This is a genomic window from Devosia sp. P2_G7 (assembly GCF_056403495.1).
Genome location: NZ_JBFUFI010000015.1, coordinates 1 through 17,355, shown reverse-complemented (window position 1 = coordinate 17,355; position 17,355 = coordinate 1). Strand labels below are relative to the sequence as shown.

Below are 17,355 nucleotides of genomic sequence, written 5' to 3'. Positions count from 1 at the left end.
AGCAATGAGCGATATCCCTGCCGGCAGCATCAAGATCGACCCCACCCAGACGAGCCCCGCCAACAAGGTGCGCGGCTACTGGGGGAACGTCTGGAGCCGCCTCCGCTACGACTACGTCACGCTGTTCTGCCTGGCGCTGATCATCGTCATCGTGCTCCTGGCGGTGTTCGCGCCGTGGCTGTCGCCAATGGACCCCGAGAAATCCAGCATGGCCAACCGGCTGCGGCCGATCGGCTACAAGAAGTATCTGCTCGGCACCGACGAGCAGGGGCGCGACATGCTGAGTCGCATGCTGTGGGGCGGTCGCGTCTCGCTGATGATGGGTATCCTGCCGGTGGTCTTCGCCACGCTGATCGGCGGCGGCTTCGGCGTCGTCGCCGGCTACTACGGCGGCAAGGTCAACATGGTGATCATGCGCACTATGGACGTGTTCTTCGCCTTTCCGTCGGTGCTGCTGGCGGTTGCCATCGCGGGCAGCCTCGGCGGGGGCATCGGCAACCAGATGCTGACCCTGACAGTCGTGCTGATCCCGCCGATCTGCCGGGTGGCGGAGACCGCGACCAGCCAGGTCCGCTCGCTCGATTTCGTCGATGCGGCGCGGGCCAGCGGCGCGTCGACCATCTCGATCCTGTTCAACCACGTGTTGATCAACATCCTGTCGCCGGTGCTGGTCTATTCCTCCACGCTGGTCTCGATCTCGATCATCCTTGCCTCGGGCCTGTCGTTCCTAGGCCTGGGCGTGTCGCCGCCGACGGCGGACTGGGGCCTAATGCTGTCGACGCTGCGGCAGTCGATCTACGTCCAGCCGCTGGTCACGGCGATCCCCGGCGTCGCCATCCTCATCACCTCCATTGCCTTCAACCTGGTCAGCGACGGCCTGCGCCAGGCGATGGACGTCAAAGCCTAGCTCGAAAGGAAGCCCCGCAATGACCGACCTGATCGAAGCTTCCGATACACCGGCTGCCGACCCCCGCGATCGCGGCGGCCCGGCCCAGCCGATGCTGATCGTTGAGAACATCAAGAAGTACTTCCCGATCCGCGCGGGCCTGCTCAACCGCAAGGTCGCCGAGGTGAAGGCGGTCGACGACATCTCGTTCTACGTGCTGAAGGGCGAGACACTCGGCATCGTCGGCGAGAGCGGATGCGGCAAGTCCACGCTGGCGCGGCTGCTGATGTACTTGCTCGAAAAGGACGAGGGACACCTGATCCTCGACGGCGACACGGTGGGTGAGAAGACCGGCATGGCGCTCGACGGGCTGCGCCGCTCGCTGCAGATGGTGTTCCAGGATAGCTATTCGTCGCTCAATCCGCGGCTGCCGATCGAATCCTCGATCGCCTATGGCCCCAAGGTGCAGGGCGCCACCACCAAGTCCTCCAAGGAACAGGCCCGGGCGCTGCTCGAGAAGGTTGGGCTCAAGGCCGATCGCTTTGGCCAGCGCTATCCGCACGAGTTGTCGGGCGGCCAGAAGCAGCGCGTCAACATCGCCCGGGCGCTGGCGCTCGATCCGCGGCTGCTGATCCTCGACGAGGCGGTGTCGGCGCTCGACAAATCGGTCGAGGCGCAGGTGCTGAACCTGCTCGGCGAGCTCAAGGAACAGCTCAACCTCACCTACATCTTCATCTCCCACGACCTGCACGTAGTCCGCTACATCTCGGACCGGGTGCTGGTGATGTATCTGGGGCAGGTGGTCGAGATCGGGCCGGTCGAAAAGATCTATGACAACCCCAAGCACCCCTACACCAAGGCGCTGCTGGAGTGCCGGCTGAGCATGGACCCCGACGAGCGGGTCGAGGCCGCGCCGCTCGCAGGCGATCCGCCCAACCCGGTCAACCCGCCGGCCGGCTGCCGCTTCCACACCCGCTGCCCCTATGTCGAGGACGTCTGCATGTCCAAGGCGCCTGCACTGGGCAATGCGCTGAAATCGGACCCCAGCCGGCATCTCGCCGCCTGCCACATGGTGCATGCCGGTTCCGGGCACAGCCGTGCACCAGCCGGCACGCCTTTTAATTGATACTTCAACTGATGCGTGCCTGAACGAAGAGGCGAAAGATGAACGACATGAAATTCTCCCACCCGACCCTCGCCGAACCGATCAGCACGGGAGCTGAACCCTACGTGCAGGTGAGGGACCTGAAGGTCCGCTTCGTCAGCCGCGAGGCGACGGTGAAGGCGGTCAACGGCGTTTCCTTCGACCTCGAGCGCGGCAAGGTGCTCTGCGTCATCGGCGAGTCTGGCTCCGGCAAGTCGGTGATGATGCGCTCGCTGCTGCGGCTGCATCCCAAGAAGCGCACCGTCATCGAAGGCTCGATGAAGATCGGTGAGCACGAGATCACTACTGTCACCGACAAGGTGATGCAGGAACTGCGCGGCTCGACCGTGTCGATGATCTTCCAGGAACCGATGACGGCGCTCGACCCACTCTACACCATCGGCGACCAGATCGCCGAGACGGTGATGCGGCACGAAAAGGTCGACCGCGATGCGGCGTGGAAGCGGGCGTTCGAACTGCTCGAGCTGGTGCGCGTGCCCTCGCCCGAGCGGCGGCTGAAGGCCTATCCGCACGAGCTTTCCGGTGGCCTCAGGCAGCGCGCCATGATCGCGGTGGCGCTCTCCTGCCGGCCGAGCCTGCTGCTCGCCGACGAGCCGACCACGGCGCTCGATGCGTCGGTGCAGATCCAGGTGCTGGTGCTGCTGCGGCGGCTGCAGCGAGAAATGGGGATGTCGATGATCTTCGTCACCCACGATCTGGGCGTCGCGGCGCAGATCGCCGACAAGGTGGCGGTGATGTATGCCGGCCGGATCATCGAATATGGCGAAGCACGCGACGTGCTGCTCAATCCGCAGCACCCCTACACCAAGGCCATGTTGTCTTCGACGGTGAAGGACCAGGTGCGCGGGGCGCCGCTCGAAGCCATCGCCGGCACGCCGCCGGACCTGCGGGCGCTGCCCCACGGTTGCAGCTTCGCGCCGCGCTGTAAGCATGCCGGTCCAGAGTGCTCCATCGCCATGCCCGAGCCGTTGAGCGACAGCCGTGGCCACATGGCCCGCTGCATCCGGCTGGGCCTTAGTTCCGGCGAGCTGCGCTTCGACGCGCCGGTGCTCGAGCCCGCCTGAGACTGGTCGATTGGGCGGAGGAGCCTGGACGATGGGCGACTGGTGGCTGGCGCGTTCTCCCACGGAGAAGGGGACGCTGCTGATGCTGACGGCGGTGCTGCTGTTTTCGGCGCTGCTGTTGCTGATCCGGCTGGCCGGGCAGGGCGTGTCGGTGGTGACGCTGGTGGTCGTCCGCCAGCTGATCATGCAGGCGCTAGTGATGGCGCAGGCAGGTCGCGAGAGCCGCCACATCCTGAGGACCAGCAATCTCACGCTGCAGTTGTGGCGCGCCGGGCTGTCGCTCGCAGCGACCGTCGCCACCTATGCCAGTTTCATCTACCTACCGCTGGCGCTGGCCAGTGCCATCAGCTTTTCCGCGGTGCTGTTCGTCACCATCGGGGCGGCGCTGTTCCTCAAGGAGAGGGTCGATAGCAAGACATGGCTGGTGACGTTCATCGGCCTCGGCGGGGTTTTGCTGATGCTGAGCCCACGTGAGGGCGGTGACCTGTTCTTCATCGTCGTGTCGATCGCGGGAGCGATCGTTTCGGCGGCGACGATCCTCACCGTCAGGGTGTTCAATGCCTCGGAATCGATTGGCACGGTGCTGACCTACCAGGGGTTGTTCGTGCTGCCGGTACTGCTGGTGCCGATGCTGCTGACTTGGCAGACGCCGACCCCCACCGAGTGGCTGCTGCTCGGCGCCATCGGCGTGCTGTCGACCTTCGGGCACTGGACCTTCGTCGCCGCCTATCGTCACGCCGAGGCAGCGCGTCTCGCGCCGCTGGATTTCCTCCGGCTGGTGATCCTCTCGCTGGCCGGGCTCGCCTTCTTCAATGAGCAGCCCGAGCCGACGCTGCTCGTCGGCATGGCCATCGTCATCGCCACGACCTCCTACACCATCCGCGCCAACGCTCGCGCCGCGGCCGCCGCAGCATCATCGGTCGCCAGCTGACTTATTTCGAATTTCAGTATTTGAAATATTGACTATTTGGCTTTTTCGATGCGACAGTCCGATATGCAAGCCGGTCCCGAGACACCGGCGTGGGGTCAGAAACCATCAATGGCGACGCACCATCTCAAACCGAGTGTCGAGACCTGCCACTGGGGCTATTTCGATGCCAAGCAGAAGCCGGCGCTACACGTGAACAGCGGTGACTTCGTCACCATCGATACGGTCACCGGCACGCCCGAAGTGGTGCCCGACAGATCGCAGTTCCACGTTCCACCAGAACTCGGTGACATCCACGCCGGCCTTCGTCCGGAGGGGCCGCACATCCTCACCGGTCCGGTCTTCATCGAGGGGGCGAAGCCCGGCACCGTGCTGGAGGTGCGCATCCACGAGGTGACGCTGCTGCAGGATTGGGGATTCAACATCATCCTGCCGCTGCTGGGCACGCTTCCGCACGATTACGACGTGCCGCGCAACGTCAACATACCGCTCGATCTCGAGCGCAACGTCGGCATCATGCCGTGGGGGCTAGAACTCGAGCTGGCGCCATTCTTCGGCGTCATGGGGCTGGCACCACCCAATGGCTGGGGCCGCATCAGCTCGATCGCCCCGCAGGCTACCGGCGGCAATCTTGACAACAAGGAACTGATCGCCGGCTCGACGCTCTACCTGCCGGTATTCGTCGAAGGCGGCCTGTTCTCCTGCGGCGACGGTCACGGCTGCCAGGGCGATGGCGAGGTCAACGTCACCGCCATTGAGACGGCCCTGCGCGGTACCTTCGAGTTCATTGTCCGTGATGACCTGCGCTTCACCTGGCCACGTGCCGAGACCCCGAGTCACCACATCACCATGGGCATGGACCCTGATCTCGACCAGTGCGCCATCAAGGCACTGCGCGAGATGATCGCGCTGCTCGGCGAGAAATCCGGCCTGTCCGATGCCGACGCCTACATGCTGTGCAGCCTCGCCGGTGACCTCCACATCACCCAGACCGTCAACGGCTCCAAGGGCGTGCACATGATGATGGACAAGAAGAACTTCGTATCCAGAGGACTGCAGTGAGCAAGATCCGCATCGCCCACCTGGCCGGCCCGACGGCCACCATCCAGAACACCCCGCCGCTAGTGACCTCAAACAAGGCGCGCGCCAGGAAGGGCCTGCCGCCGATCACCGCCGGCAGGGGCAACGCCGCCGCGTTCGACCCGTTGCGCGCGCAGCGTCTGGCGGCGCCGGTGAAGCTCTATGTCGAGCAGTTCTCTGCCCATCCGCTGGAGGCCGACACTGCCGAACTCTACGATGCGCCGGACGGCTATGTCGGCGCCGATGGCGCCTTCTCGAAGGAGAGGCACTCGGAGGCGGACAAGCCGGTCTACGAGATCGAACTCAGCCCCGAGGACGGGCTCTATCCGCTGCCGTACATGGCGCTGCAGGCCGACGGCTCGCCTTGGGAGGAGGAGACCACAAAGCCCGGCGGCAAAGTCACCCGGCAGGGGTTCTTCCCCGACGGCTCGCGTAGCTTCGAGGAGATCGACCGGTTCTCGATCGGCGCCGACGGCAAGGTCAACTTGATCGGCGGCCGGGCCGAAGTGGATTTCTACCGCGTCATGCCGCCCGGCGGCTTCACCAAGGGGCTCGCGAATGGCAAGCGTGCCGACATCGGCGATGGCGATACTCCGGCCGAGCGGCTGGGGCACGACTTTTTCGCCTACAAGCCGTTCCACCTCGCCAAGTCACCGCCACGCCCGGTGCTCGCCAAGATTACCAACGAGGTCCAGGCGATCATGTCGTCGGGCAAGTACGACGGCGCGATCTGGACGCAGGGCTCGCCGCAGGTCGAGGAAACCGCCTACTGGTTCAACCTGCTGATCGACACCAACCTGCCGATCGCCTGCAACGCCGCGCAGCGGCCGCAGGGGCAAATCAGCAATGACGGCCCGGCCAACATCGTCGACAGCGTCACCTATATCGAGAGCGGCATCTGGAAGGACGGCAAGGGTGGCAATCGCGCCGGCACCGTGGTCATCCAGGAGCAGCAGTTCTTTGCCGCACGCGAAGTCGCCAAGGTCGATGCACGCCCTGGCGGCTACGTCGCAACAGGAGGGCACGGCGGCATCCTGGGGCAGGTGACCCATATGGGCACGCCGTACATGATGTACGTGCCGGCTTATAGGCACACCGGGACATCGGATGTGAACATCACCAAGCTGCCGGCCGGGGTGAAGGCCACGCGTTCCGGCCGCACCGGCATCGAGACGTTCGAGCTGAAGATCAAGGACCCGTCGGGCAAGCTCCTCGCCGATGCCATCCCGTCGGTGTCGATCGTCAAGGAAGGCGGCTACTTCGCCGACAGCTTCGGCGACGATCCGGCGCCGGAGGCCGATCTCGATTTCCTCATCCAGCACAAGCTGGGCAGCGGCCGGCTTGGTGGCTTCATCATCGAGGGACTGGTGCCGTATGGCGCCGCGACCTCGGAACTGCGGGCCTCGATGCTGCGCCGGGCTAGCTTTTGTGGCCTTCCGGTGGCGCGGGTTGGCCGCGGCTATCCGGAAGGGTTCTCGGACCCGGATCCCTGGACCATTTCGGGCATGAACCTCACTTCGACCAAGGCTCGGCTGCTGCTGATGGCGTGCCTGATGAAGTTCGGCAGCCTGCCGGTCGCCGCCGACCCGGCCAACCCGACCGGCGCCGAAATCGCGGCGCTGCAGGCGGGGCTCGCCACCTACCAGCAGGTCTTCAACACCCACTAGGAGGGCACGGTGCTTCGGCTGCACGGCATCATCGGCACAGCTGAGGACCCGGTCTATGCCGGCCTGCTGCATGAGCTCGAGCACGGTGACGGGATCGAGCTGCTGTTCGTGCCTCCCTCCGATGCGGGCAGGAAGCGCTTCCGGCTGTTGACCGACCGGGGCACCGATTGCGCCGTGAGCCTCGACCGCGAGGAGGAACTGACCGACGGCGCGCTGCTCTACATCGATCCCGAGCGGGCGATCATCGCCCGCTTCGGCGAGCAAGAGATCTGGCGGTTGAAGCCGGTCGACCAGGCCGCGGCGCTGAAGCTCGGCTGGAATGCTGGGAACCTGCATTGGCGGGTCCGGTTCGAGGGCGATTGCCTCGCGGTGCTACTCGATGGCCCGCTCCACACCTACCGCGCCCGCGTCCTGCCACTGCTGGATGGCGGCGAGGTCGAAGAGCTGGCCGATGTTTGACACCGCCGCCGCCCTGGCACTGCTGCAGTATGGCGACAGCGCCTATCCGGCCGGAGGTTTCGCATTCTCGTGGGGCATCGAGGGACTGGCTGCGGACGGCTTCCTCGCTAGCCGCGAAGATCTCGATGAACTGGTCGCCGAGCACCTGACGTTTCGCTGGAACAGCATGGATCGGCCATTGCTGGTCGAGGCCTACCTTGCGCCCGACCTCGAGGGGCTCGCGAGCGTTGACCGCTACACCGAAGCAGCGACACCTTCGGCGCAGATGCGGGACGGCTCGCACCGCGCGGGGCGGGCGCTGCTGGGCGTTTCGGCGCGGCTGGGTGGACTGCTTTCCACCGCCTACCGCACGTACGCCACCACCGACCTGCGGCTTGGGCACTTGCCAGTGGCGCAGGCCATCGGCTACCGCGATGCCGGTTTTGGCTGCGAGGCGGCGCAACTGGTTTCAGGCTGGACGCTGGTCACGGGGCTCGTCAGCGCCGCGGTGCGGCTCGGCAGCGTTGGCCATCTTGAGGCGCAGGCGAGCCTCGGCACGGCGCGCGGCGCGCTGGCGGAGCTGCTGGCCGAGCCTGTGCCTGCCGGCCTGCGCCCCCACAGTTTCACCCCGCTGATTGATATCGCCGTGTCCCGCGGCCCCTCGCGGCATGTCCGCATGTTCGCCACCTAGAGCCGGAGGCCCAGATGAACCTGACGCCCACCGAAATGGATCGCCTGACCATCTTCACCGCCGCGGAGATGGCACGCCGCAACCGGTCGCTGGGCATTCGCCTGAGCCATCCCGAGGCAGTGGCGCTGCTCACCGATGAGGTGATGCTCGCGGCACGGCGCGACATGCCCTATGCCGAGATCCGCGACATGGCGAGCCGGCTGCTGACCACCGACGATGTCGAGCCCGGCGTCGCCGAGATGATCCCGATGGTCTACATCGAGTGCGCCTTCGCCGAGGGCACGAAGCTGCTGGTGCTGTTCGAGCCGATCAGCCAGGGCGAACTGCCGCTCTTGGAGACCACCTACCCAGGCCAGATCTTTTCGCCCGAGGGCGAGATCGAGATGTTCGAGGACGCGCCCTCGGTCACTATCGACGTCATCAATACCGGCGACCGCGACATCCAGGTGCGCAGCCACACGCACTTCTTTGAAACCAACAAGCAACTCGAATTCGATCGCTCCCAGAGCTGGGGCATGAAGGTTGATCGTCCCGCCGGCATGGGCATCCGCTTCGAGCCGGGCGTCGTCAAATCCGTCCGGCTGGTTCCCATCGCGGGCGGCCGCGTCGTCCAGGGCCAGGCCGGTCTCGTCAACGGTCCGCTTGAGGCGGAGGGCGCCAAGGCGCGTGGCTTCGAACTCGCCCGCAGCCGTGGCTACAAGGGAGCCTGAGCACCAATGAGCAAGATCTCTCGCGAAGCCTATGCCCGGCTCTATGGTCCCACCACGGGCGACGTCATCCGGCTCGCCGACACCGAACTCTTGGTCGAGATCGAGCACGACTACGCCATTCATGGCCATGAACTGGTGGTGGGCGCGGGCAAGAACCTGCGCGATGGCGAGGGCATCGACCCTTACGCCAGGTCAAGCGACGGCATCCTCGATATCGTCATCTACAGCGCCACCATCATCGATGCGGTCACTGGCATCATCAAGGCCGATATCGGCATCCGCGACGGCAGGATCGTCGGCATCGGCAAGGCCGGCAACCCGCATACCATGCCCGGCATCACTCCCGACATGCTGGTCGGAAGCACCACCCAACAGATCCCCGGCATCAACTACATCGTCACCGCCGGCGCCATCGAAAGCCATGCCCATATCGGCTCGCCCGAGCAGTCGGAGCACGCGCTGGCCGGCGGCACCACCACGCTGGTCGGCGGTGGGCCGCTCGATGTGGGCAGCGGCACCACCCGCTCCTTCGGCCTGCTGTTGCAGGGCATGGAAAGCTCGCCGGTCAACTATGCGCTGTTCGGCCGGGGCAGCACCAGCCCCGAGGCGGTCGAGGAATCGGTCGCTGCCGGCGCCGCCGCCATCAAGATCCACGAGGATTGGGGCGCCGCGCCTGCGGTGATCGACGGTTCGCTGATCGCCGCCGACCGCCACGATTTCGCAGTGCACCTGCACACCGATACCATCAACGAATTCCTGTTCGCCGAAGACACGATGGCCGCCTGCGCCGATCGCACCATCCACATGTATCACGTGGAAGGGGCAGGGGGCGGGCACGCGCCGGATCTGCTCAAGGTCGTCTCCTACGACAACGTCATCCCGTCATCGACCAACCCCACCAACCCCTACACGCAATATGCGATGGAGGAGGGGCTGCCGATGGCGATGATCGCGCACAACCTCAACTACAACACGCCGGAAGACCTGCTGTTCGGCGAGGCGCGCGTACGCGCCGGCACCGTCGCCGCCGAGGACCTCCTGCACGATATGGGAGCCATCTCGATCTTCGGCACCGACACCCAGGGCATGGGCCGCCTCGCCGAGAACGTCGCCAAATGCTGGCAGCTGGCCTCGGTGATGAAGGAACGCGTCGGGCGCCTGCCGGAGGAGACTACGGTGCGGGCCGACAACGAACGGGTCAAGCGCTACATCGCCAAACTCACCATCAACCCCGCGATCGCCGTCGGCATCGACGACCATGTCGGCTCGATCGAAGTAGGCAAGATTGCCGACCTGGTGCTGTGGCCGCGTGCCTCGTTCGGGGTGAAGCCGTGGATCGTGATGAAGAATGGTTCCATCACCTGGCAGGCTATGGGTGATGGCAATGGCAGCCTCGGTCTCGCCGAGCCACAGGTGCAGAAGCGGATGTGGGGCGGGCTGGGTCTCGCCAAGCAAAGGGTCAGCTTCAACTTTATGTCGAAGCTCGCGATCGATGCCGGCGTCTCCGACCGGCTGGGGCTGAGCAAGACCACCCTGCCGATCAAGTCCGTCCGGCACCTGCGCAAGAAGCACATGCTGCACAACGACGCGCTGCCCTGGATCGAGGTCGATCCGCAGACTTTCGAGGTGCGCGCCGACGGCAAGCTGCTGATGTGCGAACCGGCCAGGAAAGTCCCGCTGATGCGCAGGTACATGCTCAGATGAACCAACTCGCGCGTCCCCCCATCACCACCAAACGCATCGCTGCCGCCCGCGTCGGCATCGGCGGCCCGGTTGGCTCGGGCAAGACCGCCATGGTCGAGCGGCTGATTCCGGCGCTGCTGGGGCGCGGCATCGACATCGCGGTGATTACTAACGACCTCGTCACGGCTGAAGATGCCGAGCGCGTCCGCCGCTCCGGCCTGATCGATCCCGCGCGGGTTTCGGCGGTCGAGGCAGGCGCCTGCCCGCACACGGTGATCCGCGAGGACCCGACGCTCAACATCGAGGCCGCCGACGAACTCGAGCGGCGCTTTCCCGGGGTCGAATTGATCCTTTTGGAAAGCGGTGGCGACAACCTCGCCTCGACGTTCTCGCGCGATCTGACCGATTTCTGGATGTTCGTCATCGACGTCGCCGGCGGTGATGACATTCCGCGGAAGCGCGGGCCCGGGGTCATCCGCTCCGATCTTCTCGTCATCAATAAGACCGACCTCGCGCCTTATGTCAGCGTAGATCTCGAGCGCATGCACAAGGAGGCGCTAGCGGTGCGCGACAACCGCCCGGTGCTGATGACCAACTGCCGGCAGGGCGACGGCATCGACGCGGTGGTCTCGCTCATCGAGCGCGACGTCCTGTTTCGCGCGTGAAGCACACCGTCATCGAACAACCCGCGCAACTGGACCTGAGCTTTGCCCGCCGGGGCGAACGAACAGTGTTCGACCGGCGCCTGTTCACCTGGCCCTTCGTCCTCACCCGGACGTTCTTTCTCGATATCGCGCCGGCGCATCAGCTTACCGCGATCGTCCAGACTAGCAGCGGCGCCATCCATGGCGAGGACCGGCTGGTGCAGCGGGTCAGCGTCGGCAGCGGTGCTGCGGTGCATCTCAAGACTCAGGGCGCGACCGCGGTGCATCGCGCTCCGCCGGGTCTGCTGACTCACGAAGCAGTCAGCCTGCGGGTAGCCGAAGGTGGCATCCTGCAATACCTGCCAGAGCCGCGTATCCTGTTCCCCCATGCGGCCCTGGCCCAGACGATTGATCTCGATTGCGCACCTGGCGGCACCGCGATCGTCTCGGATACCTTTACCGTGCACGACCCCACCGGCGCCGGGCGAAACTTTCGGTCACTCGAGTCGACCATGACCCTGCGCCGGAGCGGGGCCGAGCCGGCAATGATCGACCGCATGCAGATTGCCGGCCTTGTGTCGCGCCAGTCCCGCCGGCACACGGCGTTCGGCACGCTGGTCGTGGTGACGTCACTCCCCGCGGAGGCGCTGGAGCCCATTGCTCTGGACCTTTCCGGGCACCTCGCGGGCGTCCCCGACCTCTACGCTGCTGCCAGCCTGCTCCCCGGCGAGTTAGGCCTCGGCCTGCGCTTCGCCAGCTCCAGCCTCCGTAGCCTCAGGGCCGGTATCGACCTGGCATTGGCCTCGCTTCGGTCTCGCGTCCTCGGGCAAGCGCCGAGCTTTGGGTAGATAGTGAGCCATGGGGTGACTCAGTGCGCTGCGACTCCTGCGGGCCGACGCAACCGTAGCGCTAGGGGCAGGGCCATCGCCGTCGACGCCAGCACGGGTCAGCCCAGCGGCGCGAAGACGCTGCGAGGCGTCGTCCTCTGGTCCGGATGACACAGGAGGTACTAGGCTCGCGCCAACTCCTGAACCGGTGGAAGCACCTGGACCAGCTCCACTTCTCCATCTCCGATCGACGAAGCCGGAAGCGACGATGCGGAAAGTACCGGCTCCGGGCAAGTGAGACGGACGGTGCCGGTGAGTTCGTGTTGGAGGCCAAGAATGGCTCGCCACAATTTCGCGACGCTTCCTTCCACATCGGCGAACACCGGTAGTAGTTGCTCACCCATTTCGGTCGGCCGGTAGCCTGTCGGGTGTCGATGGACCAGCCGCAGCCCTACTTGCGGTTCGAGTTCGGCAACGCGGCGGTGGACCGTCGACTGATTCACGCCAAGCTCACGGGCGGTCGCGAGGGTCGAGCCCCGCCTTGCAACCGCAAGCAGATGCCGCAGGTCGTTCCAGTCGAACATTCAGCGCCCGCCTTTCATGGCTTTGCTGATGCCGAACTGGCCGAGCAGGAGATCGTCGCGCAGCCTCGGCGGCAACTTGGCAAGAAAGGCAAGAAAGGCAAGGCTGGACGTACCCTTGCCCGCCAGCACGCGCGGATTGGCGTGCGGCAGCATCCCTGTCCCGGCCGGTATCGAACCTCAGCCCGAGCACGACGAGCAGCGCCCCTTGCCCGTCGCGGCCCATCCGCAAGGAATGCGTCGGCTGGTCAATACCGAGGAACATGCCGTCGATGAGGTCTCGATCGGCACGGAACGCCATGGCAGTATGCTTGCGCGGACGCGTTCGCCCGGCCATGCCACATGACTCTTGATGGTCAGGGTTGGCTACCACCACGACGTGCTCGGCGTGGACGCTCCCAGCAACGAGTGCCGTCTTCCACGACTTCGATAGTTTGCCCGTATCCTTCCTCCCAGAAATTCGTGCACGATAGCGCTCGACTTTCGGAACGCTCATCCTGAAGCCGAGCGCCTCGTCGCTCGATCGTCTTATGCGACCGGCATCAATCCCACGCCGTCAACGATGGGAACCGGCTTGGGCAACCGGGCTGCTGCCGGCGCGAGTGGGGGATCGTCGTCGTCATCATCATCGCGGTGAGCCCACCCCTTCCAATGCCACTTCGAGTGAGCGCCTTTGAGGCGACGTTCGTCCTGCTCGCTGTCGTATTCGTCCGATGGATAGAACGCTCTTTTCATCTCCATACCTCCACACATGGCCTCCCGGGAGAGCYCGGGAGGCGCAACTGGCCTCAGTCTCCGATGGTTAGTTCAGATTKGAGCTCTGACCAATCTGTGCGGGAGGGGCCTGTTCAGAGAAGCTGCCGGCTGTGCCGATGGCGATGCGCCGGGGCTTCARCTGCTCGGGCAGCTCCCTGACCAGCTCGATCACCAGAAGGCCGTTCTCAAGTGCGGCCTTGGTCACGCTGACGTGGTCGGCCAGGCTAAAGCTCTGCTTGAACGTCCGGYTGGCGAGGCCGCGATGCAGGAACTCCTGATCTGAGTTTTTCGCTGCCTTCTGGCCTGTCACCAGCAGGTCGCTGCCCTGCTGGGTAATCTCGATGTCGTCGGAACTGAAGCCGGCGACCGCCATGGTGATCCGGTATTGGTCCTCGCCGACCTTCTCGATGTCATACGGGGGCCAGTCCGCCCGGGTTCCGCTGTCGAGTAGGTCGAACAAGCGATCGAACCCGACGGTCGAGCGATAGAAGGGAGTGAAGTCGTAGGTTCTCATAGCCACATTCTCCTTAGAGCAACATAGATACGAGGGGTGCGCCGCGAGGCTCACCCCGGGGCTKCCGGCCCCTATTAGGCGACCAGCGAAAATCGATTTGGGCAGGGTAGACCGGCCCTTCAAGAGGCYGAGCAAGATTTTTTCGGCCCGTGCGGCCGGCCCAACGGGGACGCGAAAACCGCGCGTCCATCCAGCCGACGCCGTGGCGTCCCTTGAGAATGTGATCGCGTCGCCGCGCTGCAGGAGGCGGCGGACCATCTGACGTCCGAACCGACCCCCTCAAGACTTTTCGGAGACCCATGAGATCGATTGCCGGTTGGCGCCGGGGGGAGTTTGGCGACAGTTGAATCAGGGGTTCCTTCGGCGATCCGGGAGTGACTGGCTGCCGGGGTCCCTAGATGGATGTCGGGGTTACCGCGAGGCCTTGGCGCTGGCGCGTGCAAACGTGCATTAATGCCCTCGGCATCGCCCGTTGCACCAAACGCAAACCAAGCTAATGTTCCGCTCTGATGCTCCGGGTCCAGCAGAGTTCAGCGCCATGGGCCCATGTTGGAGGGTCGCGTGCTCAGGGGGCGTTACGGCATTGGTTGGATGGTTGCAGCTTGGCTGGCCATCGTCGTTCTAATCGCTCTTGGCATCGTGCTGGTGGGGCAGTTCGCCAACTGGCGATAAACACGCAGCGGCCGGCATTGCCTGGCAAGCACTGAAGGTCACATCGGCCGGTCCGATGGTGACTGAAGTCGCTATCCGGAACTCAGGCAGTCCGCTCAGGTTTGACTCTCCGTGAGCGATGGCTGACCCCAAATACACATGTGCCCTCCACTGGCCGACCATCGCTCCGACTACAATCGGAGCTGAAAATGGCCCGCACCTTTATGTCCTTGGCACTCTTCGCATCCGTCATGCTGCTCTCCGGCGTCATGACCGTCACCGGCCTAGCTTCACAGCCGACACACGGTTGCTAGGATTGCCGCCGCGACACCCGTCAAGACCACAAATCTGAAACCGAGCTACGTGGCCGTACTGCCCGCGGCCAAGCCCGACGATCTCGACGCGAAATCGGTGCCGGTGGCGTCCCTTTCGCAAGAACCAGGTCCGCTGGCCAAGCCGCTGGCATCGACGCTCAGGCACACGGTCGCAATCGAGTCCTTACGTGTCCGGGCCGCCCCAAGAAGACAGCGCGACAGCTATTCTCACTGAAGGGCGGACACCGGTTACGGTCATCAAGGAGGACCGTGGGTGGGTACTGATCACGGTTGGCGGAGATCGGATCGGTTGGGTTCACAGCAAGTTGTTGCGTAGGGTCGAAGAAAAACAGGCCAGTATCCAATAACTAAGTTCCCCGCCCCTATTGGGAACTTGGTACGCAGCGGCCGGCAGCTTGATGTTACGGTGCGTTTCTCCAACGGTGCGCGCTCGACACTACCGCCGCTCACATCGAGGATGTCGTCGACTGGCCAATCCGCACCGACGAGCAGGGGCTGACGATCGAGTGGAAGACGCCGGTGATCGCCGGTCTCGCCTGGTTGACCTCGGCGAAGGAGCGACACTTCTAGCCGACATTGCGCCAGTGCGGTCCGGAACCCAACGGCACCTCGGCCTCGCCGGGGAAAAAACGCCCTTTGATGCTATGCGCAACCCCGGATGACTTGCCCGGGTTCCCTTAGGAAGGCTGGGCCTTTTCTCGCTGTAGCGCATCGTAGCTCTGTTTGATGCCGAGCGGCATGTGTTTAGGTCGGACGGCCAACGGCGTCGCGTGAAGCCAACGATTGTGGGGGATGGGCCGACGCTCTGGGACGAACACGCGCCACCACGCGTTGTCGATCACCGCCGCGGAGTATCCTGCGCTACTCAGCACCTCGATACATTCCGCCTCGAGGAGTTGGCTATGCACCTCGATTACGTAGTCCGCGCAGTGCGACCCAAGTAACCTGGCTCCGGATCGGAGCACCTCCATCTCGGCACCGTCCACATCGATCTTGACCAGCCCTTTTTGTGATCGATCGACAGGAACTTCGTCGAGGGCGAACCGGTCTCCGATCCCTTCGGCGGAGAGATGGAGGGTGCCCTCTCGGTTGTAATGCCGGTTTCGATCAAAGGCATCTCTCGCCGCACCGCTTGGTTCGTAGGCGTAGACCGTTCCATTCGTGCGCCGGAGAAACCACAGGGCCAACTCACCGACCCCCGCTCCGATGTCTATCATCCAGGCGGCTTCCGCCGCGGACATCGTCAGCGCATGGGCGATCTCGGTTTCGTACAAACCAAGGAACAGTTGCGTCTGCTTCGCAAAATCGATCTCCAGCGTCAGCCCCTGGAACAGCCCGAGAGGCACCCGCCGCATCTTCGGACCTGACGGAAGTATCGCGCGCTTGATTGCCCTCAGCGGCGAGGTGGCAGTAGAGTTTATCGACAAGATCAATCCCCAGCCCGGTAGACCTTGTCTCTCCTTATCTCCCATCGGCCCGAGCGTCCACACCGAAGTATTGATCACGCGTGGCAAGACGACTCCGACGCCGACTGAGATGCTGACATCACGGCTCGGGTGACTGGCGGCGGCCGTGTGCAATCGCAGGGTCTGGCCGGTAGGTCTTGCCAGTCCATCAGAGAGTCCAACGGCTCCCGTTGCTTGATCGACTGAGGCGTGAACTTCGGAAGCGGTGCTGCGTTGTCGGACCGAAAGGGGGCGATGATGACAGAGCGGGTTTTCGGCCCCGATAGACGGGACGGCAAATGGTACTTCTATACGTATGGTGATGGGCAACAGGTCGAGTGGGGACCGTATTCGAGCGAGGAGTTTGCTCAGGGTGCCAAGGCGGCTATCCAACGTCGCCTTGAGGCTGAGGACCCGCAGGAGGTGAAGGAGGCGGCCAGTGAGTCGTCGAGCCGCCCATGACGGTAGACGGCAACGGAACGGCAAAAGAAAACGTCGCGCCGCTTTAGGGACCGGCGCGACCGCGAGTATGACTTTAGAGTGTGCGTAGGGACTGGGCTGTTAGGCTCGGTCAACCAATCCAGTTCCAGTTCGCGGAGTATTGCGTCACCTATCTCGAACCAGACCTTTAAGGCTGGCGTGGCGAAGTACGCCATCGCCCTCGGCTGGCGATCACTGATTCGTTTCCTGGAACTCCATCGGTCCGGGCAAGTTTGAATCGCCTGCGGCGCCTAGCTTCGGAGGAAGTTCATGACCATCTCGATCAAGCCGTCCGCTGCCTCTCAAGTGCGGGCCCTGGTGGCCAAGCAGCCGAACCTGACCCCTGAAGAGATTCACCGGATCTTGGGCATTCCCTTGGTGAATGTTAAGTCCGCGTTGGCGGCAAAGCCCCGCGACAAGCCGAAGAGGCGGAGCCTGGGCGTGCATACGTAGGCGCTCGATGCCCCACTCAAAGCCGATACAAAGAGCCCCGGCCGCTTGGGGTGGCCGGGGTTCCTTTTTTGCGCGGGGAATGGGGGCGACATCGCCCTGCGCGGGATGAGGACGGGGGCGCCCTCATCGTACGCTCTCGCGGATTGCACCATCAATGCCGATGGCGGACTTTGGTTCCGAGCTTGGGGGGACGCACTTTGGACAGACATAGCGGGCGCCCGCACTCGGACGTCCGCCACATCATGAACTTCTAGTGCTGACCCCTACGGGTCGACCGCGTCAGTTCAGGTTGTCGAGATAGTCGCACGTCTCTCGGGTCTGTCGGTCGGTACCGTAATCGAAGATAGCGCGCCGATC

General features: G+C 64.4%; 19 protein-coding genes. 14 read left to right on the top strand and 5 right to left on the bottom strand.

Annotated elements, in window-relative coordinates:
• Positions 1 to 4: 4 nt before the first annotated feature.
• The 12 genes from AC1DWU_RS20570 (at position 5) to AC1DWU_RS20515 (ending at position 11,804) form a co-directional block, all read left to right on the top strand.
• Positions 5 to 907, top strand: a complete 903-nt coding sequence (locus tag AC1DWU_RS20570) for an ABC transporter permease (RefSeq protein ID WP_477151876.1) — start codon at positions 5 to 7, stop codon at positions 905 to 907.
• A 19-nt stretch (positions 908 to 926) separates the two neighbouring features.
• Positions 927 to 2,012 carry an ABC transporter ATP-binding protein gene (locus AC1DWU_RS20565; protein ID WP_477151875.1) on the top strand — a complete coding sequence of 362 codons (1,086 nt, stop codon included), beginning with the start codon at positions 927 to 929 and terminating at the stop codon, positions 2,010 to 2,012.
• 47 nt (positions 2,013 to 2,059) lie between these two features.
• Positions 2,060 to 3,115 (top strand): ABC transporter ATP-binding protein, encoded by a 1,056-nt coding sequence (locus AC1DWU_RS20560; protein ID WP_477151976.1) that lies wholly within the window; start codon positions 2,060 to 2,062, stop codon positions 3,113 to 3,115.
• A gap of 31 nt (positions 3,116 to 3,146) precedes the next feature.
• Positions 3,147 to 4,046: a DMT family transporter gene (locus AC1DWU_RS20555; protein WP_477151874.1), complete on the top strand. Its 900-nt coding sequence runs from the start codon at positions 3,147 to 3,149 to the stop codon at positions 4,044 to 4,046.
• A gap of 108 nt (positions 4,047 to 4,154) precedes the next feature.
• Positions 4,155 to 5,105 carry an acetamidase/formamidase family protein gene (locus tag AC1DWU_RS20550; RefSeq protein ID WP_477151873.1) on the top strand — a complete coding sequence of 317 codons (951 nt, stop codon included), beginning with the start codon at positions 4,155 to 4,157 and terminating at the stop codon, positions 5,103 to 5,105.
• Entirely contained in the window at positions 5,102 to 6,790 is a 1,689-nt protein-coding gene (locus AC1DWU_RS20545) for an asparaginase domain-containing protein (protein WP_477151872.1), read from the top strand. The genes AC1DWU_RS20550 and AC1DWU_RS20545 overlap by 4 nt, the downstream gene beginning before the upstream one ends.
• Positions 6,791 to 6,799: 9 nt before the next feature.
• Complete coding sequence (ureE, locus tag AC1DWU_RS20540; protein ID WP_477151871.1) at positions 6,800 to 7,249, top strand: urease accessory protein UreE; 450 nt, start codon at positions 6,800 to 6,802, stop codon at positions 7,247 to 7,249.
• The gene (locus AC1DWU_RS20535; protein ID WP_477151870.1) at positions 7,242 to 7,919 is read left to right on the top strand and encodes an urease accessory protein UreF; all 678 of its coding nucleotides are present in this window, start codon (positions 7,242 to 7,244) and stop codon (positions 7,917 to 7,919) included. Before ureE ends, AC1DWU_RS20535 begins: the two co-directional genes overlap by 8 nt.
• Positions 7,920 to 7,933: 14 nt before the next feature.
• A complete protein-coding gene (gene ureB / locus AC1DWU_RS20530; protein ID WP_477151869.1) occupies positions 7,934 to 8,629 on the top strand; it encodes an urease subunit beta in 696 nt (231 codons plus the stop codon).
• A gap of 6 nt (positions 8,630 to 8,635) precedes the next feature.
• The gene (gene ureC / locus AC1DWU_RS20525; protein ID WP_477151868.1) at positions 8,636 to 10,333 is read left to right on the top strand and encodes an urease subunit alpha; all 1,698 of its coding nucleotides are present in this window, start codon (positions 8,636 to 8,638) and stop codon (positions 10,331 to 10,333) included.
• Positions 10,330 to 10,977, top strand: coding sequence for an urease accessory protein UreG (gene ureG, locus AC1DWU_RS20520; RefSeq protein ID WP_477151867.1), 648 nt, complete (start codon positions 10,330 to 10,332; stop codon positions 10,975 to 10,977). The genes ureC and ureG overlap by 4 nt, the downstream gene beginning before the upstream one ends.
• On the top strand, positions 10,974 to 11,804 hold the full coding sequence (locus AC1DWU_RS20515) for an urease accessory protein UreD (RefSeq protein ID WP_477151866.1): 831 nt from the start codon (positions 10,974 to 10,976) through the stop codon (positions 11,802 to 11,804). Before ureG ends, AC1DWU_RS20515 begins: the two co-directional genes overlap by 4 nt.
• A gap of 161 nt (positions 11,805 to 11,965) precedes the next feature.
• On the opposite strand, the gene AC1DWU_RS20510 is transcribed toward AC1DWU_RS20515, so the two are convergent.
• The 4 genes from AC1DWU_RS20510 to AC1DWU_RS20495 form a co-directional block, all read right to left on the bottom strand.
• On the bottom strand, positions 11,966 to 12,367 hold the full coding sequence (locus tag AC1DWU_RS20510) for a LysR family transcriptional regulator (RefSeq protein WP_477151865.1): 402 nt from the start codon (positions 12,365 to 12,367) through the stop codon (positions 11,966 to 11,968).
• Positions 12,368 to 12,520, bottom strand: coding sequence for a hypothetical protein (locus AC1DWU_RS20505; protein ID WP_477151864.1), 153 nt, complete (start codon positions 12,518 to 12,520; stop codon positions 12,368 to 12,370). It lies immediately after the preceding gene.
• 372 nt (positions 12,521 to 12,892) lie between these two features.
• On the bottom strand, positions 12,893 to 13,099 hold the full coding sequence (locus AC1DWU_RS20500; RefSeq protein WP_477151863.1) for a hypothetical protein: 207 nt from the start codon (positions 13,097 to 13,099) through the stop codon (positions 12,893 to 12,895).
• Between the two features lie 67 nt (positions 13,100 to 13,166).
• A complete protein-coding gene (locus AC1DWU_RS20495; RefSeq protein WP_477151862.1) occupies positions 13,167 to 13,634 on the bottom strand; it encodes an Hsp20 family protein in 468 nt (155 codons plus the stop codon).
• A 1,153-nt stretch (positions 13,635 to 14,787) separates the two neighbouring features.
• Between AC1DWU_RS20495 and AC1DWU_RS20490 the strand changes: the two genes are divergently transcribed.
• Positions 14,788 to 14,967, top strand: a complete 180-nt coding sequence (locus AC1DWU_RS20490) for an SH3 domain-containing protein (protein ID WP_477151861.1) — start codon at positions 14,788 to 14,790, stop codon at positions 14,965 to 14,967.
• Between the two features lie 330 nt (positions 14,968 to 15,297).
• On the opposite strand, the gene AC1DWU_RS20485 is transcribed toward AC1DWU_RS20490, so the two are convergent.
• Positions 15,298 to 16,125, bottom strand: coding sequence for an FkbM family methyltransferase (locus AC1DWU_RS20485; protein ID WP_477151975.1), 828 nt, complete (start codon positions 16,123 to 16,125; stop codon positions 15,298 to 15,300).
• A gap of 690 nt (positions 16,126 to 16,815) precedes the next feature.
• Here AC1DWU_RS20485 and AC1DWU_RS20480 point away from each other — a divergent pair.
• On the top strand, positions 16,816 to 16,998 hold the full coding sequence (locus AC1DWU_RS20480; protein ID WP_477151860.1) for a hypothetical protein: 183 nt from the start codon (positions 16,816 to 16,818) through the stop codon (positions 16,996 to 16,998).
• Positions 16,999 to 17,355 lie beyond the last annotated feature (357 nt).